Annotated in this window: 17 protein-coding genes; 2 read left to right on the top strand and 15 right to left on the bottom strand. The window is 60.7% G+C overall.

Translation table 11 applies throughout. The features are described from left to right. Positions 1-187: 187 nt before the first annotated feature. Entirely contained in the window at positions 188-892 is a 705-nt protein-coding gene (locus NZ453_RS19375) for a response regulator transcription factor (RefSeq protein WP_263772555.1), read from the top strand. A gap of 293 nt (positions 893-1,185) precedes the next feature. Next, entirely contained in the window at positions 1,186-1,641 is a 456-nt protein-coding gene (secB, locus tag NZ453_RS19370; RefSeq protein WP_263772554.1) for a protein-export chaperone SecB, read from the top strand. Positions 1,642-1,819: 178 nt separating this feature from the next. Here the strand turns inward: secB and NZ453_RS19365 are convergent, their stop codons facing one another. The 15 genes from NZ453_RS19365 to sctR form a co-directional block, all read right to left on the bottom strand. Further along, positions 1,820-10,126, bottom strand: coding sequence for a DUF4781 domain-containing protein (locus NZ453_RS19365; RefSeq protein WP_263772553.1), 8,307 nt, complete (start codon positions 10,124-10,126; stop codon positions 1,820-1,822). A gap of 69 nt (positions 10,127-10,195) precedes the next feature. Beyond that, positions 10,196-11,245 (bottom strand): EscU/YscU/HrcU family type III secretion system export apparatus switch protein, encoded by a 1,050-nt coding sequence (locus NZ453_RS19360; RefSeq protein WP_263772551.1) that lies wholly within the window; start codon positions 11,243-11,245, stop codon positions 10,196-10,198. A gap of 10 nt (positions 11,246-11,255) precedes the next feature. Next, positions 11,256-12,044 (bottom strand): type III secretion system export apparatus subunit SctT, encoded by a 789-nt coding sequence (gene sctT / locus NZ453_RS19355; RefSeq protein ID WP_263772550.1) that lies wholly within the window; start codon positions 12,042-12,044, stop codon positions 11,256-11,258. Positions 12,045-12,054: 10 nt separating this feature from the next. Further along, positions 12,055-12,567 carry a hypothetical protein gene (locus NZ453_RS19350; RefSeq protein WP_263772549.1) on the bottom strand — a complete coding sequence of 171 codons (513 nt, stop codon included), beginning with the start codon at positions 12,565-12,567 and terminating at the stop codon, positions 12,055-12,057. Beyond that, the gene (locus NZ453_RS19345; protein ID WP_263772548.1) at positions 12,564-13,928 is read right to left on the bottom strand and encodes a FliI/YscN family ATPase; all 1,365 of its coding nucleotides are present in this window, start codon (positions 13,926-13,928) and stop codon (positions 12,564-12,566) included. The genes NZ453_RS19350 and NZ453_RS19345 overlap by 4 nt, the downstream gene beginning before the upstream one ends. Before the next feature lie 18 nt (positions 13,929-13,946). Next, positions 13,947-14,576: a type III secretion system stator protein SctL gene (gene sctL, locus NZ453_RS19340; protein ID WP_263772547.1), complete on the bottom strand. Its 630-nt coding sequence runs from the start codon at positions 14,574-14,576 to the stop codon at positions 13,947-13,949. After that, complete coding sequence (locus NZ453_RS19335; RefSeq protein WP_263772545.1) at positions 14,558-15,280, bottom strand: SctK family type III secretion system sorting platform protein; 723 nt, start codon at positions 15,278-15,280, stop codon at positions 14,558-14,560. Before NZ453_RS19335 ends, sctL begins: the two co-directional genes overlap by 19 nt. Further along, positions 15,277-16,068, bottom strand: a complete 792-nt coding sequence (sctJ, locus tag NZ453_RS19330; RefSeq protein WP_263772542.1) for a type III secretion system inner membrane ring lipoprotein SctJ — start codon at positions 16,066-16,068, stop codon at positions 15,277-15,279. Before sctJ ends, NZ453_RS19335 begins: the two co-directional genes overlap by 4 nt. An 8-nt stretch (positions 16,069-16,076) precedes the next feature. Further along, positions 16,077-16,511, bottom strand: a complete 435-nt coding sequence (locus tag NZ453_RS19325) for a hypothetical protein (protein WP_263772541.1) — start codon at positions 16,509-16,511, stop codon at positions 16,077-16,079. Positions 16,512-16,651: 140 nt separating this feature from the next. Then, positions 16,652-16,873, bottom strand: a complete 222-nt coding sequence (locus NZ453_RS19320; RefSeq protein ID WP_263772540.1) for a hypothetical protein — start codon at positions 16,871-16,873, stop codon at positions 16,652-16,654. Between the two features lie 141 nt (positions 16,874-17,014). Next, entirely contained in the window at positions 17,015-18,151 is a 1,137-nt protein-coding gene (locus tag NZ453_RS19315) for an FHA domain-containing protein (protein WP_263772539.1), read from the bottom strand. Beyond that, on the bottom strand, positions 18,152-19,987 hold the full coding sequence (gene sctC / locus NZ453_RS19310; protein ID WP_263772537.1) for a type III secretion system outer membrane ring subunit SctC: 1,836 nt from the start codon (positions 19,985-19,987) through the stop codon (positions 18,152-18,154). Beyond that, the gene (locus tag NZ453_RS19305; protein WP_263772535.1) at positions 19,984-20,250 is read right to left on the bottom strand and encodes an EscS/YscS/HrcS family type III secretion system export apparatus protein; all 267 of its coding nucleotides are present in this window, start codon (positions 20,248-20,250) and stop codon (positions 19,984-19,986) included. The genes sctC and NZ453_RS19305 overlap by 4 nt, the downstream gene beginning before the upstream one ends. 17 nt (positions 20,251-20,267) lie before the next feature. Beyond that, positions 20,268-22,316 carry a type III secretion system export apparatus subunit SctV gene (gene sctV, locus NZ453_RS19300; RefSeq protein ID WP_263772534.1) on the bottom strand — a complete coding sequence of 683 codons (2,049 nt, stop codon included), beginning with the start codon at positions 22,314-22,316 and terminating at the stop codon, positions 20,268-20,270. An 88-nt stretch (positions 22,317-22,404) separates the two neighbouring features. Then, positions 22,405-23,052, bottom strand: coding sequence for a type III secretion system export apparatus subunit SctR (gene sctR / locus NZ453_RS19295; protein WP_275983296.1), 648 nt, complete (start codon positions 23,050-23,052; stop codon positions 22,405-22,407). Between the last annotated feature and the right edge of the window lie 271 nt (positions 23,053-23,323).

The following is a 23,323-nucleotide window of genomic DNA, read 5'->3' as shown; positions in this document are numbered from 1 at the left end:
TTTTTGATATATCGATGGCATGACCGAAGAGCTTCGAGTTTCCCCACGCTTGCGGTGTAGGGGCCTTGCCAATGCAGGACAAATCGAATAATCCCAAGACAAAGAAGCCCGACCGAAACCCCAATTATTCAAAGCGCGTACAATTCATATTTTTCTATGACCCACAAAAACAGATCCTGGAGCGATCATGCGTATTGGCATTGTCGAAGACGATCTCGCGCTACAGGAGTTGTACAAGCTGTGGTTCGCGACAGCTCAGCACAGTTGCGCGTGCTATGGGACCGCCAAATCCTTCCTCGAAGCGTTGCCGAAGGAGAATTTCGACCTTCTGATCGTCGATTGGATGCTGCCGGACTCGTCGGGTGAGCAGGCGCTGAAATGGATACGCGCCAACTACAGTTGGGAAATACCGGTGATTTTCGTCACCGCCCGCGACTCGGAAATGGACATCGTGAGCGCCCTGCGTGCGGGTGCGGATGATTACGTCGTAAAGCCGGCGAAATACCTCGAACTGGTTGCGCGAGTCGAGGCACTGGGCCGGCGCATCAAGCCGCCGAGCGTGCTCCAGATTGGCGTTTACGAGATCAACCAGGACAGCCGGCAACTCCGCTTGCGGGGCAAGGAAATTGAGCTGACGCAGAAGGAGTTCGAGCTTGCGTGCTATCTCTTCCTGAACTCCGGCAAGCTGCTCTCGCGCGTGCGCCTACTCGAACAACTCTGGGGGCTCAACGCGGATGTGGACACCCGCACCGTCGACACCCATGTAAGCCGCATCCGGCGGAAACTCAGTATCGCGCCGGAAAACGGATGGCAAATTGTGCCGGTGTACGGCTACGGCTACCGGATGGAGCGTGCGGAAGCGCCCGATTCAGGTGGCGGACCCGCCACCTAACGTTCCAACAGAGCGGCAAGTCAGCGAAGGCCCCTCACGCTCTACGAGCGGAAGCGTATAGAACGAAACTATCGTCCTCAAGGGTGGTCTGCACAGACGCCACGACCGTGGCAATAAATAGCGCGTCCTAATCGTCGAAGCGCCCAAACCTGACTCGCGCACCTCGTAACAAACCTTGGCTTTACAGAAAAGGCAGGAAACGAAGCTGTTTTGCACCTCGCATAGCGCGAGTGCGAAAAAACACCGGCCTGCCCCGCTCCATCTACGTTTAGTTGTCACCGAGAGGACCTGCGATGAACGAAACCCCGAACGGTACCGAGCAAGATAACGAATCCGTTTTCAGCATCGAGAAAATTTACGTCAAGAACTTTTCCGTCGAGGTACCCGAAGCGCCGTCAATCTATCTGGAAACAGAAACGCCGGAAGTCGATCTGGAAATTGGCGTGGAATCGCAGGAGCTCGGGAACGATTTCTACGAGGTCCAGATAAACCTCACACTCACCGCATTGCTGGCTGACAAGCGGCCGGTGTTCTTTGTGGAAGCAGCGCAGGCAGGCATCTTTCGCGTTGCCAACGTCCCTGAAGACAGCATGAAGCCGCTGTTGATGATCGGTTGCCCGAACGTACTTTTTCCGTATTTGCGCGAACTCGTTTCAAACGGCGTGAGCCGCGCCGGTTTCCAACAACAGGTACTGCTCGCCCCCGTGGATTTCGAAGCGATGTACCTCAACAACGAAAACGTGGCTTAACCCGCGGATAGGGTAGCAAAGGCTCGCCGGCTCACTTTCCCGGAGGGAGCCAGTGAGCAAGCATAGAAATGTGTGACAAGCACGAGCCACACCATCGCCATGTAGGCCGAAGGGCCACCGATAACCGGTGGCCCATTCTCATGTCATCGTCTCGCGACGTTCCTCCTGACACGCGCTCCTACGCGGCCGAGTTAAGCTGAGGCCCGAGATTGACCACCGTCATGCCATTGATGAGCCTATCCGGATCTCGAGGATCGCTGGTGACGCGCCCATCTTCGAGTGCAGGGTCGAGCTGCGGATTGAGCTGATAGAGCGCCTTGAGGGCCGCATTGGCCTTAGCCCTCCCGCCTACGTCCGTTTGGTCATATTGAGCAAGGTCTTCACCGCTCAGCACACGGTCGAGCGCCAATCCCTCTTGCGCAATCCCAAACAGCGAGGCCGTACGCCGGTTCTGATTGTCTGCGACGATGCGCAGCGAACCGGGCCATGACTCGCTGAGCGGGCCGGCATAGATGGGTTGCGCCATTCCGCCGGATGAATTCCCCGGCAACGGGATGGCTTGTGATTCCGGTAGCGCCGACGAATTAGCATTCCTTTCCGGCAGCGTCTCACCCCACTTCTGCCATACGCTTTCGTAGATCGGCTTCTTGCTCTTTTCCCGGGGATCGGGGGCGATGAAGTTCTTGATGACAAAGACCGCTGAAGGAACGATGACCATCGATGTGAATGCGGAGACGCGAACGACCGTCTTTATCCGCTGAGGCATGATTAGCTTGCCGTTGCGTTGCATCGCCAGCCAGGCAAGCGTCAATCCGGCCTGTGCAGCCGTGCCATACGCGGCCGCCGTCATTGCCGTCGCGGTACTTCCCGTCATGGCGTGCGCCGCTCCGAACAAAACCGCGCTCTGCGCGCCGGCCCGGATCATGCCGCCAACACCGGAAACGTCGCTCCAGAAGTTCCACCGGTCCTTCGTCTTCCTATTCTGCTCGACCTCAAGCTCAAGCTCGTCGATGCGTGCCTGCTTGTCCGCCGGCACCGTTCCGCCATCGCGTTTGATTGCCTGGACCTGGGCTTTCAGCGGCGCGAGTTCCTGGTTCTTGACGCTTAGGTTATCGACGGCCGTGCTGTATTTTGCTGCCACGTACAACGATACGAAGTTAGCCAATTCCCCGGCTGGCAAAAGCCCCGTTCCCTCTCTCGGATGCGCAGTGACAGCCGCGCCGCCATTGGTCCCGGCCATGAAAAGGGTGGTCTTGCGCACGGCATTGCCGGTAATCGTCTGCGGGTCGTTGTTGCTCTTGGCGAGACCTTCCGCCTTGCCGACATCGATATCGACGACGACCCCCGCCTCGTTTTTCGCACCGGGGATAAGTTCCTTGAGTGCATTGAACAGCTTCATGTGCGTAACGTTCAAATCTTGACGGTCGGCATAGGTAGCAACAAGCTTCTCTTTGAGCCCAGGGACCCGCGCGAGCAGAATTTGCTCGGGCGTCGAGGACGCACTCTCCTTGGCCGTCGCAACACCTTCGAGTTCGGCCAGACTCATGTGGTCGAGACGCTCCAACACTGTATGCAGCACGCGGCCCCTCGTTCGCCCGTTGGCCTTGAGTTCCGGGAACTGTGCTCGTAAGTTGTCGATTAGGCCGTTCAGCTCTGAAGAACTCATGCCGTTGCGTACCCAGGCCTGCGGAATACACGACTCGTCGTCGGGGCGAATGCGCCGCAGAGCGAACTTCTCGCTCATGATCCGTGCCGTGGCGGCTTCGTCGCCTCCGGTCAGTTGCAAGACCTTCGCCCGCAACTCCTCGGCGGCCTTGCCAACATTCTCGTACTTCTTCAATAGCGATTTGGCTTCGGTAATCTCGAGCGGGACGGCACCGCGTGGCGTCGGGTTGTTGACGATTTGGGCCACCCTCGTCAGACCAGCCTCGGTGTTCTCCGGCGTCCCGACCATAACGCGCTCGATCGAATTCTTCAGGCCCTGGCCACCGAAGAACCAAACAGCGCGGCTCCACCCGCTGCGCCAGTAGCCCGCCATGCTCAGCGCGTTATAGCCTACAAGGTTCAGCATCCCGATTTTTGCCACTTCGCCTACCGGGCCGGGCACTTCGGCTGCTACGGTCAGCGCCGCCGAGGTTGCCATGACGGCTTTGGGCCGAATCTTGCCGGTGAAGACGACGTCGACAAAACGGCCGAAAGGATTGAGCCAGGCTTTTGACCCGGTGTTCGGCAAGCCCACGTTCAGTACGTTGCCTCCCTTCACAAGTACGGCACCCTGAATCTCCTTTCCGGTAAAGACTGTGGGTTCGGTCGATGTAGCGGAAGGATCCGGGGTCTTCTCGGTTTGTTCGGTAGCTTCGCCCGCCTTCCCTTTTGACTTGGCTTCCACCACGCGATAGATAACGCCGTTTCCACCCTCACCGTCCACATAGCGCCGGGCGTCGGCGAACGAGTCGAACACTGTACCGTCTGCAGCCTCAAGCCCCCTGCCGCCGTACATCACTGCTCCGGGCGACACATCGCTATCGCCGACCACAAAGTGTACGCGGTCAGCTTTGCGGCCTTTCGGCTCAGCAGCGAGCGCTTCACCAATTGCGCGCTCACGCGGAGTCGGATCGAACGTTCCATCTTCCGCTTGCTGCAGAATGACTTCGTGATTATCTGCGGCAGTCTTCCAGCTAAAGAGGCGTTTGAGCGTGAAACCGCCCGGGATGTCACTGACCCCACCCAAGGTTTGAGGCCGGTTGGGTACTCCCATGAGATTGTTACCACGTACGGCGATCCGGGGTGCGACGGAATGCTCCCAGACTCCAGTCGCCGCTTTCGTCGAAAGATTGGCGACCTTCCCTATGGGAACGGTTAGAGGCTTGCTGACGAATGAGACCACCGTCCCAGCAACTTGCGTCCCGCGTTTCAATCCCCGCCCGGCTCGATTAGCCAACTCTGACGCACGGCTACGATTTGGTACGGAATCGGCCCAGATAGCCGTCGTCGGGGTCGTTACCTCGTTGCCGGTCGGCGCCTGCTCTCCAGACGATGGGTTCGTACCAGATGGCCGCCCGCCGGCGACTACCTGCGGATTACCCTGAGGATTTGCAACTCGGCTCGCGATTTCACTCAGGCGGCGCTGCATGTCGACGAGTTGTATTCGGTAAGGCTCGAGCTCGTCCGTCGGCACACCTGACGCTTCGGCGTCATTCAAGTACCGTTCAACGGCGCCGAGGAGTTTTTGAGGCGTCTGCCATGTCCCATCAGGAACACGACTCCCCGAATTCACCATTGCCTCCACGGTGTCCAACGCTTGGCCAGCACGCGTCAAGTGATCGTCGGCCATTCCAACCAAGGCGTTGCTAGGCGGAAGTCTGGTCTTTGCCTGCTCGCTCCTTGTCCGCTCGGTAGGTCGCGTACGCCCCGCGAAACCGGGATTTTCGCGGGCTTCGCGCACGACCCCGTCCTCATCTACCCGTACAGCACCTTCGATCGCATCCGGTTCCGCCTTGCCGGAACGCAACACTGAGCGCTGATTCTCGGTACCCACGCGGTAGATCCAAACGTTCTCCCCGGACGCTACGCGCCGCGCTGCCGCCGTAGCGGCGTCTTGAAATGTTCCGTAGGCATTCTTACGTTTGGTCGAGATTCCATTCCCGGCGTCGATTCCGTTCCCGGGATCAACCGGGCTCACCACAAACTGCTGATTGGGATCGAGATCGCGCGTGAGGCCACTCTGCGGCGTCCCGGTCTCCGTCGTAGTCAGAGACACCGGCACGATGGTCGCCGGCTGACCAGCTTGTGGCTGGTCACCGGTTTGCGACTGATCGCCGGCCTGTGGCTGGTCGCCGGCATCAGGTGGTTGAGCATTCTGCTGCTGTTGAGCGTTCTGCGGCTGTTGAGCGTTCTGTTGCTGTTGAGCATTCTGCGGCTGTTGAGCGTTCTGTTGCTGTTGAGCGTTCTGCGGCTGTTGAGCGTTCTGCGGCTGTTGAGCGTTCTGTGGCTGTTGAACGTTCTGTGGCTGTTGAACGTTCTGTGGCTGTTGAGCGGCGCCACCGTCGACTGCCCCGTCCCCGAGGTTCGCGACGAGTACGGGCGCACTAGCGCCGTCGGGATCACCCGACGCTTCGGAAATATTGCCCCCATCAGGATCCCCTGCCACGGTTTCGGTCCGGTTCTGGACAACTTGACTAGCCTGAGTCTCCGCCGTTGTTTGCTGTTTCGTCGGCATGAGCTTCCAGCCACGAGCAGTGGCCTCGGCGCCACTCATCAAGATGTTCCCAATACCGATCGCTTTCTCGTTGAAACTCAGATCCTTCCAGTTCACAACCAGATAGCGCCCGGTATCCACTGCTCCGGCTGTGCCGAACGCAAAAGCGCCGTTGCCGAAAGCTTTCTGGCTTGACGACCAGATGGCAGCCGAGCGGTTGAGCGCAGCAGCTTCCGCCGAGGTTCCGGCCTTCGCTGCGTTGGCAGCCAACACAGTTGCGCGTACGCCAGAGGCCGCCGCGCCAAGCCCGAGCGCAGCGCCACCCACCGAGATCATCGCCATGCGGGCGCGTTCGTTCTTTGCTGGATCCAACGATTGGCCATGACTCGCCATGTCGTGAATGTCCATCCCGCCTTGAATGCCACCATAGACGGCCGCACCCATCGCCGTCACGGTCGCCGCACCGACAAACGGCGCTACAGACGCCGCCATTAGTGCAGCGCCAGGAACAGATAGCGATCCCATGGAGCCGACCACGATCACGGCGCCAGCTACCAACCCGACACCGCCGACGATCATGTCGATCGTCCCTCTGTGCTCTTCCATCCATGTTTGTGTGCGCGCTTCGCCGTGAAACAATTTGACGTTGCCAGCATCGTCGAGCTTGTATTCGCCGTCTTCCGGCATCACCAGCACGGCATCCGGAGACAACTGATTGTTGGCGCGCCAATCCGTTATGGCCTCGTGATTGTTGCTCCCTTTACCATATCCGCCTTGGTCGTCAACGTAGTAGACCGTCCCGTCGGAAGATTTCACGCGAAAAAGGGCTGAATTAGCGATCCCCGCGTCTTTCGAAGCCCATACGATGGGCACGACAGTTAGCTCCGGATTGTCCCCTCCATGCGCCTTGATCTCATCGAAGATCTCCTGGCGTGCCTTGAGCTGCTCATCAGTTGCGCTGGAAAACACGTCCTTGCTCATCATTTGCGCGGCGAGCGCATTCTGATCCGACATATCCAGCTTTTCGGTCGCTTGCCAGCCGAGTGCGAGAGAGATGACGTTCTTCAGTTGCGTGTCATTGGTCATCCGCGTCGGCGTATCGCCGAAATTCATCAGTCCCTGGTTGATGATCGCCTGCGCCATCGTCGTCGGATCATCCTTGAACAGCTTGAATAGCGCCTCCTTGTCATCGCGTTTCGACGGATCGAGATTATTGAGCACGAGTTGACGCTGTTTGGTTTCCGCCTCCTCGGTCGCGTTCTTGATATCGCCGGCGCGCAGCACCGAAACACCGAGCTTGTCGCGCAGCTCCTTCTCCCTTTGACGGGCTTTCAGCGTAGCTTCCGAAGGATGCTCGAGGTTCGGGTCGTTTTGCCGATCGGTCGCCTCCGCGTGCAATCGCTCGTGATTGGCATTCGCCCAATCGATGACCTGTTGATTGGTCTTCTGGTTGTTCAGCGCGACGTTGTGCTTGGCCAGCGCCTGTTCGTATTCCTGCTTTGCCGGCTCGACGGCACTGCCGGTACTCGTTTCGTATTTGGTCTTGGCTTCCTTCAGCAGCCGGTCGGTTTCCTTGACGTCGTTCTCATACTTCGGCTGATCGGTCTCCGCCTGCGTCATGATCTTGTTGTCGTTGACGAACTGCTCGTAGGCCTGATTCGCCGCATCGCGCGTCTTGGCCGCCGTATCGAGTTGCGTCTTCGCCGCACTCTTGTTGGCACCGGCATTGATCAGATCGGGGAACGTCGGCGTAACCGTTGTCGGCAAGGGAAACGTCGGCGAGCTCGTCGCCAGGCTCGGCGTTCCCTGCGATGTGGGCGTTGCCGTGCTGGTCGGGGTGCCGGTTGACGAAGGAGGCGTGGTAAGAAATGGCGATCCGGGCAAAACTGTCTTGGAGGGTAACGGCAAGGCGCTCGCGTCCCGGTGCGTCGGGTCCACAGTCGCATTGAACTCGGCCAACGTCGAAGCTCGTAACTGGTCGCCCCACTTGATGTCGGCGTTCAGCCGGTTCACGTTCAACTGCGCCAGTTCGCGGTCGCGTTCCGCTGTTTTTACATCAGAGGAGAGCTTTGTCGGGTCGCCTTTCCCTTGGCGTTCCCTCTGTTTGGCGGCCGAGAGTTTGCCGTCGGCTTCTTTCAACGCCTGATTCGCGCCATCAAGTTGGCTGCGGGCGTTCTTTTCGATTCCCCGCGCGGCTCTCGTGTCGCGCGCCAGCTTGTCCGCCGTCGTCACGGCGGAGATAGCCTCCTTGCGCGCTTTTTCCACCGCCTTGCGCGCGTCTTCGGCCGTCGTATCGGCCAAGCACATCCGGTTGCAGTCAAAGAGCTTGCGCTGCGCATCCGTGTACTCCTGGATCTTCTGCAGCGCGGTGGCATTCGCTTGAGCGACCCGTTGGTTTTCCAGAGCGATGGCCAAGGCATCGTCGAGAACCTTGAGGCCCGGATCTTTCTGCCATCCGTTATAGTTGGCACTCGTAGGGTCCGTGGCCCCGTGATCGGCCCGCCAATTGTCGATCCACTGATTGCGCGCTTTCGTCGCGTTCTCGACGGCCTTTTTCGTCAGGTCGACTTCCTTCCCGATATCGCCCGCTTTGTTGAGCCAGGCCGTCACGTCGAGATCCTTGCCCTGCTCGGTAATCGCCGTCAGATCCGTACCCGCGGCGTCCGCCCGCCCTTTGGCATCCTCGACCTTGATCTTGGCATCCCACAACCGGGCGGTCGTCGGATTCATTTTCATCTTGCGGTCGCCGTCCGGATCGTTGTCCTTATCGGTTACCCACCACGTTCCCTTGTCATCGCGTTCGACGACGTAATGCCGTTTGGAATCGAGAATCCCGTCGCGCGTAATCTCGTAGCGCCCATCCTTGCCGCCGGGGGTAACCTGCCCTCCTTTTCCGTCCGGCGTCATGAAAAAGGTCAAATCGTACTTGCCGCCATTCTTGTTCTTGTCTTCCACCGAGCCGTCACGATTCATGACTTGATGCAGCTGCTGCCCGTCAGCCTCCTTGTCCCAGGCAGCTTGCGCGCCATCGAGATCTTTCTGTGCCAGCGCCCCCTGGTATTGCGCATCGGCCTGTTCGGACTTCTTCTTGGCTTCGGACTCTTCCTGTTGCGCCGAGATGAATTGCCCATTTAACTTGTTGCGTTCTGTCTCCAAACCGTTCAGTTTGGTCTGGAGTTCCTTGACCTTCTTCTCGTCGTTGTTCGCCTTGGCAGCGGCCAGATCAGTTTTGGTGGTGTTGTATTCACCATTGACTTTTTCATACTTCGTGCGCAGATCCTGGGCTTTACGCGAAACGTTCGCGAGGTTGCGCTTCTCGTCATTGGCCGTCCGCTCGGCATCGGCCACCAGGAACTCTTTCTTCTTCAGGTTGGCGTCGGCGCGCAGGCTGTTCGCCTTCTCCTGGGCCGCCTTCCTGTCTGCCGGCGACGTCGTTGCCGGAAGCGTGTTGAAGTCGTTCTCCGCTTTCGCTGCCTCACCTTCAGCCTTGGCCGCAGCGACTAGCTTGCTCTCAACTTTCTCGTCATCAACCGCCTTGTTGTAGCCGTCTTCTGCCTTCTGCACGTCGTTCGGATCGGCTTTCGGATCATTCTTGACCTTGTCGCGCTCTATGCGCGCCTCGATCGTCTTCCTTTGCGACACGGCATATAGGGTCTCGGCCTTCGCCGTGTTCGCCTCGTTACGCAACAGAGTGGCATTCGGCGCTTTCGCACGCTCGGCTTCCCCCGCCTTGTGCTCGGCCTCGGACCAGGTCACGTAACGACTCGTCTCCACCTTGTTCGCTTTTGCGAGGTCGTACTGATCCTGTGCTTTGCGAGTTTCATCGGAGGGGTTGTTGCTCAAGCGACCGGCCTTGGCATCCTTTACCTTCGCGTCCTGAAGCTTGATTTCCTTTTCACTCAGCTCGACCTGTGCCTGCGCGTCAGCCCATTTGTTGGCTTCAATGTTCGCCTTTTCGCGCGCCACTTTGGCCTTGTTCTGAAGATCGGCGTTTTCCTTTTCGCGTTTCGCCTTGGCTTCGGCCTCAGCCGCCTTCTGCTGTTCGGCAAGCGCCTTGCGCTGCGCTTCGAGCATTGCCTGCCGTTGCGCTTCGAGCTGTCGCCGCAGCTCGGCAGCCCGTTCCGCCGCTGCCGCCCTTTCCCGCTCTGCCTGAGCGGCGGCGGCCGAAGCCGTCGAGCTTGCGTTATTGGTGCTTTGGCCGCCGTTATTCGACGGATAATTGACCGGCGTCACGGTAACTGGTGGGGTATAGGTTGTCCGGCTAACGCCGCCGCCTCCGTCTAGCATGATCGTCTCCTCGTCAAAGCGTTCAAAACTCGAGCCTGCTCAAATGCGGTTGACCGTGCATTCCTTGGTCTAGGGCTGATTGCCCTTCCCGCTCGGCTCGTGCGCCCGCTGCAGCACTTGGGCGACTTGTCCATACAAAGCCCTTGGAACCGGCTGGTCCACGGGCGCCTGTTCATACAACCGTTCGGCCAAGGCGGCCTCAATCTCTTCCGGTACGCCGCCTTCGGCCGCGAAGCGCCTGATTTGCGCTGCGACTTCGCCTTCTCCGGCCACCATCACACGCGGCAGATCGTCTGGTCCGAGGTATTGCAGTCCAACGGCGACGCGGTTTGATAGAACGATCACCGAACACGCGCGCGCGCGGTCGGCAATGCTGGCGAAGATCGCCTCAAAATGCGCCGAGCGGCGCCGTGCCACGTTCGTTGGGTCGCCCTCGGATTCCTTGTGCTCGCGGCGCAATTCCTCATCCGACATACGGTGACGACGCATGAACTCGTAGCGCTCGTGTGCGTAGTCGAAAGCCGCGCTGGCGGTGAATACCATCCCTGCCCAGGCGAATGTCACCAGCAAGGTGCGCGCGCCCAAGGCCATGATCTCTGAAGCTGGCAGGTAACCGAGCCGCAATGCGCTATCGAGGTACGACCGGATCACGACGTAGAGCAGTGCCGCCAGAAGCAAGGTCTTGACGATCATCTTCGCGAACTTGACCAGGTTGCGTAGCGAGAAGATGTTCTGCAGGCCCGAAACCGGATTGAGCCGGTTGATGTCGGGCTTCAGGCGAACCCACGCCGCAAGACCGCCGACCTGGAAAAACGAACCGAGAACGGCCGCCACGATGGCGACGGCGATCACGGGTATCGTCGTCCACAGCAACACCTCGGCGCTATGCAAGGCCAACTCGCCGAAGCGGTCATCCGGTTGCGTCAGCAATGTGCGACTGGTGGCGTGCAGCCATAGCTCCTGCAGCATGGTGAGCGCGGTCGGTGCCAGCAGTGCCGCCATGGCGATGACGACCCAAAAAACGGCCGTCGACGAAAGGTCGAGACTGAAGACAACTTCGCCTTGGCGGCGCGCGTCGCGCAAACGTCGTTGGGTTGGCTGGTGGGTCTTTTCAGCCATGGTCGCTACCTCATTTCCCCATCGCCGAGCGTAGGAATTCCAGCACCCCGTTTTCGGGAAGCAGGAATCCGCGCAGGGAGTCAAAAACGAATTGCAGCCACAGCAGCATCATGAATGCCGCAATCAAACTCTTGACCGGCTGGGCGGCGAAGAACACATTCAACTGCTGCGCCTCGCGGCCGACCAGTCCGAGCCCAATCTCTACTAGCAAGAGGATGAGCAGCACCGGCGCGCCCAGCTTGACGATCCACTGGAAGAGCGTGTCGCCCTGACGGACCGCAAATCCCTCGAGAATATTGCCGAGTTCGGGCATCCAGGCGCCGACGGGCCAAAGGGTATACGAGTCGAGAACGGCTGCGAACATCGCCTGCAATCCGCCCGAGGCAACAAATAGCGCGATCGTCAGCCAACTCAAAAACTCGCCCGTCGGGCCGTTTTCATGACCCGCCGCCGGGTCGAAGAACGCGGCATTGCTTGACCCGGTCATGAAGTCGACAAGGTCGCCGACGCTCTGAATGGCCCAGATGAAAATACCGAAGCCGAGTCCGAGCAATAGGCCGACGAGCGCTTCCTTGAGGGCCAATCCCCAAGAGACGAGAGTCAGCGGCGGTACGGTGTCGACGATCATCGGGGCGACGAACAGGGCGAACGTCAGGACGACGCCGTTGCGCGCCAAGCCGGGGATCATGCTCCCGGAAAGGAACGGGACGACGAGGAAGAGCATGAGAAGCCGCGGCACGCTCAAAGCCACCGCGCCAACCCAGCTTCGTACCATGGAAAAGTCGAACGTCAGTTCCATGTCCTTGACCTCACGCTCGCCCCGCCGCGGCGAAGTGCCCGGACGACCAGAGAACTCTTGCCGCTTCCTCGGCCAAGGCTTCCCGTCGCGTTTCCCGCTGCTGCGCCATCGCGGACTGCTCCCGCTTGAGCATTTCCTCGGCCTTGCGCACTTCCCCCGCCGCGGCACGTAGCCGCGCACGGCTGCGTTCCAGCACGGCAAGTTTCTCGCAGTGCGCCGTCTGCGCCTCGGAGAGATCCGCTTGCCCCTTAGCAATCTGCGCATCGAGCGCGCCGCTCCAGGCACGGGCCTCGCTGAGCGAACGCATGGTGCAGCCGGATTCGCGCGCCGCACTCTCGATCGCCTGCCAATGCGCCCGCTTCGCCAACTGCCTTGCCTCAAGTTCGGAAGCCACGTGCCGCACCAACGCGGCCGCTTCCTCTTCCCTGCGGCGGTCGAGGGCCACGACTTCTTGGGCGGCAACCTGCTGCTTACGGCGGACTTCAATCAGCCGCTTCCAGTCGACGGTCATTTCGCTGTTCATGATGTTCCCGCCAATTCGCGCAAGGCGCCGACGCTGTGCTCCAGCGATTGCGCGGCTTCCGGCCGTTGTTTAAGGAAATCCTGCAGCGAGGGCCGCACCGCGATCGCCCGGTCGGCCAGTTCGTCCGTACCAGCTCGGTACTCGCCGATCTGCACCAGCAGCTCGACCTCCTGATATTTGGCAAGCAACGCCCGCGCCTTCGCCGCCGCCTCGCGATGAGCCGCGCCTGTCACCTGCGGCATGACGCGGCTCACGCTCTCCAATACATCGATGGCCGGAAAATGATTGGCGGCGGCCAGCTTGCGCGAGAGAACGATGTGCCCATCGACGATTGAACGTACCTCCTCCGCGATCGGGTCGTTCTCCTCATCACCCTCGGTAAGGACCGAATAGATGGCGGTGATCGCTCCCGCGCCGCCCTGTCCGGCACGTTCGAGCAGTTGGGGCAGCATCGAGAAGATCGACGGCGGATAGCTGCGCCGCGTCGGCGGCTCGCCACTGGCCAAGCCGATCTCGCGCTGAGCGCGGGCAAAACGCGTCAGTGAATCGACGAGCAACAGAACCGACTGTCCTTTGTCGCGAAAATGTTCGGCTATCGTTGTCGCCACATACGCCGACTTCACACGCTCCATTGGCGGGCGGTCCGACGTCGAGACGACTAGCACAGACTTCGCAAGTCCTTCGGGTCCAAGGTTGTGCTCGATGAATTCCTTGACTTCGCGACCACGCTCGCCGACGAGCGCAATGACATTCACATCCGCCGTGGACGAACGCGCCAGCATGCCGAGCAAGGTACTCTTGCCAATCCCAGGCGGCGAAAACACGCCCATGCGTTGCCCGACGCCGAGCGTCAACAGGCCGTCGATGGCGCGAATGCCTGTGGTAAGCGCCTGCGTAATCATCTGCCGGGCGAGCGGACTCACGGGTTCCCGGTGCACGGGCAGCCAGGCTTGAGCATCAACAGGGCCGCGGCCATCGATCGGCTCGCCGAGCGCGTTGATCGCGCGCCCCAACAGTCCCGCGCCGACCGGACAAACATGGCCACGCCCGGATGGAACGACTTCGGTCAACGCCGAAATTCCCGTCGTCGCGCCAAGCGGCGTAAGAATCGCCGTGTTCTGCAGGAAGCCGACCACTTCCGCGAGCAGTGGCGGCTCGCCGGGTGTTACCAGTTCACAAAGTTCGCCGACGTGCGCCTGGATACCCGTCGCGCTGATCAACATCCCGACCGCCTTGCTCACACGCCCGCGCACGCGAACCGGCGTGGCGCGCGTGATCGCCTGTTCGAACTCGGAGACGAAACCGTCAGCGAGATCGGACAGAGTTACCGAATCGGGGCGGATGTGGGAGGGCGCAGACATGGCGATTCTTCCGTTCCGTTAATGCCCGACGAGTTGCGGCGCAGAGCGTTCAATCGCGCGTTGAAAGGCCTGCAATTGGGCGTCGACGCCGATCTCCAGCGTACCCGACGCCGTATGCATGACACACGAACCTTCGGCGAGCGCCGGATCGGCCTGCACCGAAACGTTGGCGATCCAGCCCGCCTCGTCCTTGAGCCGCCCGAGCGCTTGCCGAAATGCCGCCTCCTGCTCCGGAGCAACGCGTACGCTGATATACGGTTCGTGGCGGATCAAGGCATCGACACGCACGAGGGCCGCCTCGAACAGTTCGCTGGCATCGGTTTCGAGCACGAACTGCTGAATCGCCTTCGTTACCAGGCCGACCATTGAGTCACGCAAGGCCTGCAACTGCTGCCGGCTGCCCATCGCCACCTCGATCAAGCGGTCGGCGTAAACACCCTTTGCTTCCTCGAGTCCTTCTTGATGGCCGCGTCGACGCATCTCCGCCGCCTGGCTGTTGGCCTCCCGCACGATGCGCTGCGCCTCGCGCCGAGCCGTGTCGACCACCGCTTGCGCGTCGAGCAACGCGGCGTACTCGGCCTCTTTGAGCACCTTGCGTTCACTGAGCAGTTGCAGGTGTTCCGTGGTAATCAGAAAAGCCAGTCCCATTGCGCAAATCTCTCCGGAATAAGGCACATCTGGATCAGCTCCGAGAGCTGATTGGCCTGGATGTCAGTGAGTTGCGGCGCACGCGCGAACGAGGCGGCCCGCGGTAATTTGCGTTCGAGGCGATGCAGCACGGCATCACCCTGCAGAGCAACAACGCCTCGCAGGAGCCGGTAGCCACGGCTCGTCAACACGCGCCCGGCGGACGCCGGCCGGCGTTCGATAGCGGACGCATCCATGGAAAAAGCCGACAGCCGAGGTGTGCGTCCAAGAACAAAGTCACGGGCATCGTCGTCAATCCGTTGCATTTGCCGTCTCAACCGACGCGCTACCGGGCCGCGTTGTTCGAGCAGCGGCGCATGCGCGCAGAAACTGCAGTAAAACGCGAGACGGCGCAGTGTCGGACCATCAACGAGAAGCAGCCGCCGTATAGGCTCGCTGAAATCGAGTTCTATTCGCGGTGTATGCGCATGCAGCCAATCGGCGAGTACGGCTTGGCCCCGTACGCCGAAGCGTTCCGCTCGACGGAAACGAGGTGGCCAGTTCGCCGGCAACCAACTTGGATGAATATCCAGCTCGGGGTGCAGCGCGAACCGCGCGACCAGCCGGGCAAGATGTACCGGTTCCGCCGGAAAGTACGCTTCCAGTTTCGGAGGACGTGCAGCCGCGGCAACGACGGCATCCAGGTCGGTCACAATGCTGTTCATCGACGCAGCACTCGATTCAGAAACCATCCCCAGTCACGCCCGTTCTTGCGCAGCAATGCCGGAAGAGCAATCAGGGAAATGGCGCCGGCAATCAAGAGCGCCACAACGATGGCCACGGTCTGCCGAGAGAACGCATCGGTCTCCGCCCCTGCGGGAAGCGCCGCCGACGCCGCGGCCACGCGCACCTCGGGCCGCCGCGCTTCGATCAACGTCAGCGCCACTTGGGCATGCGTCAAGCCTTCGATGGAGTGTGCGACGAGATCCTTGACCGTCGGCGTAAGCAACTGCAGATCGGTGTCAGGCGCATGTTTGATGAACACCGCCGCCGACGAGGGACGCACGCGGGTGCTCAAGGGGTCGTTCTCCGGAATCACCACGTGAACCCTGGCCGAAACGACACCATCGATCTCGCGCAGGGTCTGCGACAACTCTTGCGATACAGCGAAGATGTAACGCATGCGTTCTTCCGAGGGCGTAGAAACAAGGCCTTGCTTCTGGAACACGTCGCCCATCGTGACGCGTCGTTCCTGTGGCAGACCTTGGGCACGGAGCAGCGACAGCGCCGTGCCAAGTTGTGTCTCGTCGACGAGTACTTGCCAGTTGTCGCCTTCGAGCCGCGCCTTCTTGCCGTGAATGCCGCCGTCAGCCAATGCAGCGAGGATCTCGTTCGCTTCCTGTTCGCGGAGACTCGAATACAACTCGGTCTCGCAGCCGGCGAGCACAAGGCACGCCACCGCGAGCAGGCACCGGAAGGCATGCCCCGTGGTGCGGACGCCAGACCTGCTCATCGCGCGTTTCACTGCTGGTTCTTCAGCAAGTTGCCGAAGAGGCTCGTTGCCGCGCTCGCCAGCGAGCTCGACAGATGCAGGCGGGTAAAGCTGGCCTGAGCCTCAATCGAAAGATTCGTCATCGTGAACATGGTGCGGATCGGATTGGCGAAATCCACCGACTGCACCATGCTCGCCCGGATGTCTTCGAACGTCCTGTAATCATTGCCGTATTGCGCCGTCAGGCTTTGTGCTGCGCGGTGCAAGGCGTCGGGTGCGCGTACCGAAGACGTCGGATAGCCATAGCCCGGTTCGTTGGCGTTCATGAAAGTGGCGAACGACCGGGCCTCGACCTGATCCTGCCCTCTCGGCATTTCGGCATGGGCCGACTGCTCGACGAGCCGGGCGGCCGCGCTAGCGGCCGACTCGGACGCCGTGCCGATCGATTCGATGGGTAAACTCATGATTCGTCTCCTCTTCGAAACGGCGTGCCGTTGCCGACACGCCATTCCGCTTTTCTGGCCGGCGAATCGCCCGTATGAGCGATTCGTAACCCGGGGTAGGCGGCGCCTCATGACGCATCGGGGCGCCGCCGTTTCCAGCATCAGGCCTGCTTGGCCGCCTGACGTACGTCGTTGGCTGCACCTTTGCCCACTTCCGTGCCGGCGGCACTAGCGGCGTTCACCGTGTGCGCCGCCGTCGACATGCCCTGAACGGCGGTGGATACGGTCATGCTGGTGGTCATCAGCGCGGCGTTTTCCTGTTGCATCTTCTGCATCAGGGCGATGTTGTCGCTGGTCGAAGAGTTCGTTGCGTTAACTGCCATGGTGTTCTCCTAGTCGAGTAAAAGTGCCGTAACGGCAACCAAACAAAACCCGCCGTCTCCGGCCGGGTACCACTCCACACGGTGCGCATTCCGCGTGAAATCTCGAATCCTCTGAACCGCGTGGGCTGTAAGGGACCACGCTCATTTTTCCGATTCCTGTACGGGCGTAGGCGAGCTAAAGCTCAGGCCCTCGTCCGCATCGATCTGCTGTACCTCGACGCCCGAACGCAGCACGGCGCCTTCGTAATAGCGACTGCCGTTGGCGAGCTGGATATAACGCCCGCCGTTGCCGTCGTCGGTAATGCTCACGAGACGCGCAGGTAATTGGCTCTGCCATGCCGCCCACTTTTCCCGGTCCGAAACCGCCGAACGCGTCTTCGACGGATCCTTCGGACGGTAGTCGACGCGATCGACCACCAGCACGGTCGGGTGCAAGTCCTCGGCGAGCTGTTTGACTCGGCGCGGCAACTGCTCGTCATCCGAAGTGCCCGACAAGACGACTTGACCGCGGCCGGTGTAATTCACCGCAATCGCCGGGCTGCCGAGGTAACGATGGGCTTGCGCCACGATCTCGTCGGCGGGCTGCACGTTGATGTCGACGCGCGACCCGAAGGGCTTGAGCGCTTCGAGCAGGGCCTGCTTGCGTGCCTTCGACTCCACGAAGCCGCGTACAGCGAGCTTTCCATCGATGAGCGTGACGACTTCCACTTCGGGATAACCGACCACGGCTCGATTGACGGCCTCCGCATTCACTTCGCTCGCCGGCGAAGGGCCGGCAGGACCGCGGAAGAATCCAGCCCAGACGACCACGACGACAGCCGCGGCGAACAGACACGCTGCCGCCGCCCACCGCACGCGCGGTGGCTCGGGCGCTTCTTCGGCGAGTGTTTCCGTAGTGCTCTTCGCAAACATCGTGTCCGGCCAATCGAACGGCGACTCGTCGCGAGCGGCGGCAGGATACGAACGATCGAACTGGAAGGTGATTTGCCCGACCGCGACCACATCACCCACCGCGACGGAACGCCGCCGCTGTTCCATTTCGCCGTCATTGAACGTCGCCGTCGCGGTGCCCACGCGCTGCACGGTGACAACGAGATCGCCAACGTTGACGATCAGGTGACGCGGCAACACGTCGCTGCTCGGCAGCATGACGTCGCAATCGCTGCCCGAGCCGATGACGTTCTGCCCAGGATGCAGAGCAATGATCCGTCCTTTGACGGCGCCGCTCAGGAACCGCAGGCACCATCCCGGTTGAGGCGTGGCTGACGTTGTATCCATCTAGCCAGCTCCTTGGACAGGCGCCGAATCCCCGGGCACGCCGGACCCACTGGGAGTTCCTGGCGGCAGCCCAGGCAGTGAACGTGGGTCAATCGTGCCGTCCGGGCCGGGGGTGAAGCGTGGAATCACGAGACGCGGCGTCAACAGATAGAACCGCTCCATGTCCGCATGCTTCTTCTCGTTGTAGGTGAAGAGCGGACCAATGACCGGAATGTCCGAAAGGAAAGGCACGCGATTGACGGCTTCCGTCTTCTCTTGCGACGAATAGCCGGCGATGAGCAAGCTCTGCCCTTCCTCGACCATGGCCTGCGTGTTCACGGTACGGCGGTTGATGATCGGAATCTGGTCCACCGCCTGCTGCGACAGGTCGCCGTCCTCGATATTGATCGACATCATCACGCCGCGCGCTGGTTCCTCGTCGACGATCAATGGCGTGACGCGCACCGACGTGCCGGTGATGATGTTGAACAATCCGGCGTCCTGGAAGCCCTGCACGCGGACATGCAACTCGCGCAGGTTCTCAAGCACCGCCTCGATGTTGTCGAGCGTAAGGACTTTCGGGCGGGCCACGAATTCGGCTTTTCCGTTGGCCGCCAGCGCATAGACACGCGCCAGCAGGTAATTGCTCGCGGAATTACCAATCGCCGCGCTGAATAGCCCGCCAAGCGGAGTGAGCAGGGTGCCGTTGTCGTCCACGCCTCCGACCTGCCCCGTCTCGCCGCCTCCCGGACCGGTACCCCACGTTTGCTGGTTACGGTTGCCGTTCCCGGTCTGGATGTCGAGATGCTTCGAGTGCAAGCGCCAGTCGACTCCGAGCTGATTGAGGTTGTCGCGGCTGATATCCATGATCGTGACTTCGATCTCGATCAACCGGGGCCGTATGTCGAGCGATCTGATCACCGCCGCGTAGCGCTCCATCCGGTCGGGCACGTCGCGCACGATCACCGCATTGAGCCGTGTATCGGCATGGAACTGCGGCAGATTCGGGCCGCTTGGCCGCGCACCGCCGAGCATGTTGCCAATATCGCCGGCACCGGCTGGAATCTCCGGAAGCATCATGCTGGCGAGATCGCGGCGCGCAAACTCCCCACCCATGCGCGGCTGACGTATTGGGCCCTCGGCCGTCGCCGGTCCTAACGCGGCTCCGGTGGTCGAACTCTGGCGGCCGGCAAACAAGGTGTTCAGGACATTCGCGACACCGGGAATCGTCACTTCCTTGCGCGCCCGCATGATCTTGAAGTCCGAAGCCCATGCGTACTTCAAGGGGAAGAGGCGTATCTCCGCGTTTTCGGGAGCCGCCGTCGGCCGCTCGACCGATTCGATCGCCTTGCGCACCATCTCCAGGTAACGCTTCGGCCCGGAGACGTGAACGCTACCCTGCCCCTCCCGCTCGAACACGGTAAACGGATGGCGTGAATCGGTGATCCTCAGCATCTCGAGCGTCTCCGCGATGCGCTTGGCATTCTCGCCTTTGATGGCGAAAACCTCGCTGCGGGCATCAGCGGCATTCTCGATGTAGAGGAACGATCCGTCGTAATACCACGTCAGCCCATTCGCCGACGCCACGCTGTTCAATATGCGCAGCGCCGGACCGGAAAACTTTCCGCTAATGGTGCCGGTTACTGCCGGGTCGATGACGGCGGTCGTATCTTGAGACGCCGCAAGTTCGCGCAGGAAATCGGCCAGGCTCTTGTCGGACGCGACAATCCGGAAAGAGCGATTATTCCAATTCAGTTCGGCCGCTTGTGAGGCCGACCAGAACGACGCTCCCAAGAGCATCGTCGCGCCCAGAAGAACGCCGCGCAAGATCATCGCCACTGCGCTTCCCGGCTTCATCTGATTTCGACTAAGGTCTGAAAACCGAGTTCCGAGAAACGCAGAACCGCGCTTCCCAGCACACCGGCACCAATCACCACGGCAATCATCACAACGAGCAGGCGCACGTTCTGCCCGATGCTTTGGTCCTGGATCTGCGTCACCGCCTGCACCACGGCGACGAGCAGCGAGCTGACTGTCGCCACGACGACGATGGGGAGCGAGACGGCAAGGACGACTAGCAGCCCTTCACGCGTGATATCGAGAATGTGATTGGGTGTCATGTTTTCCGTTTCCCTGTTCAAGCGGTCTGAGGATGGGTGATCCAGCCGACGGGGTGCAACGCCACGTCGTCGTCGATTTCCTGGTACGAAAGAACGACCAACTGAGGAATGGCCGGTTGCAGCAAGAGCTTCACGTAACGACGTACGTCGAATGAGACGACGGCTACGACGCGCCCGTTCACCGAGTCGACAATGCGGCGCATCTGCTCTCGGATATCTTCGGCGATCGACGGATTCAGCAAGAGCCGGTTTCCGGTCGGCGACCGTTCGATGGCGCCCGCAATCGTGTCGAGCAGATTCGACTCGAACAACACAACCGGGAGCTGACGGTCGGCGCCGACGTAACGACTCGTGATGTAGCGGCCCATGTCGATGCGTACCTGCTCCGTGAGCGCGATCGTGTCCTGCTCTCTCTGTGCCCAGTTCACCAGACTCTCGCCAATGCGCAAGAGATTGCGCACGGGCACGCCCTCTTGAAGAAGGCGACGCAACACTTCCGCCATCCGCGGCGTAGGTACGACGCGAGAGATTTCGGTGGCGAGATCGGGTGCTTCGCGTTGCAATGATTGCAGCAACCGGTGTACTTCCTGCAATCCGAGCAACTCGGACGCATGCTGACGTACGGAATGTTCGACATGCAGACCGACGACCTCTTCCGGCGTCCACGCCCTGGCGTCTTCCGGCGCGCGCTCAACCCAGGCAACGCGGGCGAATGGCCCGAACGGTTCAGCGATCTGCGCGTCGGCGGGAACAGCTACGGCGCCAGGATCGAGCAGAAGGCAGCCGGGATTCAACGTGCCGCGTGCCACGGCGACACCGTGAACCTCGATGACGTAGTCGTTGCTGTCAGCCGGCCCGGAGAACGAAACCTGTATGTGCGGAAAAACCGGGCCAAGTTGTCCTTCGACGTTGGCCTTGCCTGCCGCCAGCCTTTGATCGAGTAGGTGCAAGTCCACGGTGCGGCGCAGGCCCTGGGCGAGACGCACGGCCAGCGGTGCGGCGATCGGCGCGGGAGCATCGCTTCCGATATCTTCCTCGTCGCGGTGCGAGATCCAGAGTGGTATCCGTCCGCGTTCGAGGAAGGAACGCGATACCCACGCGAGCCCAAGAATCGTCGCCGAGAGCAGCAGGAAAACCCACTTCGGAAAACCTGGGACGATGATGAAGCTCGCCACTGCAAGGCCGGCGATCGCCAGCGCACGCGGATGTGCAAGCAGTTGACTGCCGATCTGTCCCGCGAGCTGCGATCCGCTCGAATCGACCCGCGTGATGACGATGCCGGCCGCGATCGACACCAGCAACGACGGAATCTGCGACACCATGCCGTCGCCGACCGTAAGGATCGCGTAGCGCTGCAGTGCGTCGCCGAGGCTCATGTCGCGCATCAACGTGCCGATCGTAATGCCGGCGAGGATATTGACCACCGCGATGACGATGCCAGCGATGGCGTCGCCCTTCACGAACTTCATTGCGCCGTCCATCGCACCATGGAGGCTGCTCTCGCGCTCAAGCATCTGGCGCCGACGTTGCGCTTGCTCCGACGAAAGCACGCCGGCCCGAACTTCGGCGTCGATGCTCATCTGCTTGCCGGGCATGGCGTCGAGGGCAAAGCGTGCCGCCACTTCCGCCACGCGCTCCGAGCCTTTCGCAACCACGATGAACTGAACGATCGCGATGATGAGAAACACTACGCCGCCGACAACGACGTTATTGCCAACGATCAGCTTGCCGAACGTGTCGATGATGTGACCCGCATTGGCATGCAGAAGGATCAACTTCGTTGACGCGATGTTGAGTGCCAGTCTGAAAAGCGTCGTGAATAGCAGCAATGACGGGAACGTCGACAATGACAATGCCGACGGGATGTACATGGCAACGACGATCAGAACCAGGCTGATCGAGAGGTTGGTGGCGATCAGCAGGTCGAGAACCGGTGTCGGCAGCGGCAACACGAACAGCGCCACGATAGCCATAAGGAGCGCGGCCAGCGCGAGGTCGCTCTGTCGCCCCGCACCTCGGAACAACGCCCGGATTCCGTTATCGGGGACTGCGAATGAACGAGCCATTGCCGATGTCCTCAGACGGCCGCCATCGCGGCATCTTCAACCCTGAACGGCATAGGCCGTTCGCCCTGTAATGTTTCCTTGCGCGGCCCTAGCGATACGAAAGAACGAGGCCGTGGACGAGTCGCGTCCATCCATCCAGCATCACGAAAAGAAGCAATTTGAAAGGCAACGATATGGTCGTCGGCGAGAGCATCGACATGCCGAGCGCCAGCAGGATCGTGGCAACGATCAAATCGACGACGACAAAGACAAGGTAAATCACGAAGCCGATTTGAAAAGCACGCGTCAGTTCGCTCAAGGTAAAGCTCGGGACGAGCACCATGAAGTCGTTGGCTACCAGTTCGTCGGCATGCTGCTTGGGCCACATGGCGGAAGCCGATTTGAGAAAGAACTGGCGTTCGCGTTCACGCGTATGTTTCTCCAGAAACTGCCGGATCGGCGGCTTGGCCGCATCGACCACAGCGACGATGTCGTTGATTCCCTGCCCTTTTACGCCAAATGTTCGCCCGCGAAGCCCATCGGCAATATCCATGCCCACGGGCGCCATGATGTAGATCGATAGGACAATGGCAATACCATTCAGCACCATATTCGGCGGTGTCTGCTGCAACCCAAGCGCCGTACGCAGCAGTCCGAAAACGATGACCAGCTTGGTGAAACAGGTCACCATCAAAGCCGCGAAAGGCGCAATGCCGAGCGCCAGAATGAGCGCAACGAGCGTTACTGGTTCGGGCATTTCCATTGCTCACCCCCGCGCGCAGTCAATCAGCCTATCGCCGCAAGCGCGACTCGCCATGGAGCCGAACAAGGGTTTACTCGGAAAGCGACCGAGAATGCTCCCGACGATCACGACGCAGGGCTTTCGGTCCAAAGCAACGCGGCCTGCTTTCGACTCTCATCGCCGCACATTGGCCAGGAAAAGCCATGCTCTCTTGTCGACATCATGTAACCTCCAGACGCGGACAATCATCAACACAATGGACGTCCCGTTTTTTCGCCACTGACGA

The organism is Propionivibrio soli (genome assembly GCF_025770765.1).
Taxonomy (GTDB): Bacteria; Pseudomonadota; Gammaproteobacteria; order Burkholderiales; family Rhodocyclaceae; genus Propionivibrio; species Propionivibrio soli.
Note: the sequence above shows the minus strand (reverse complement) of the source record. Positions and strands in the feature narration are given on the sequence as shown.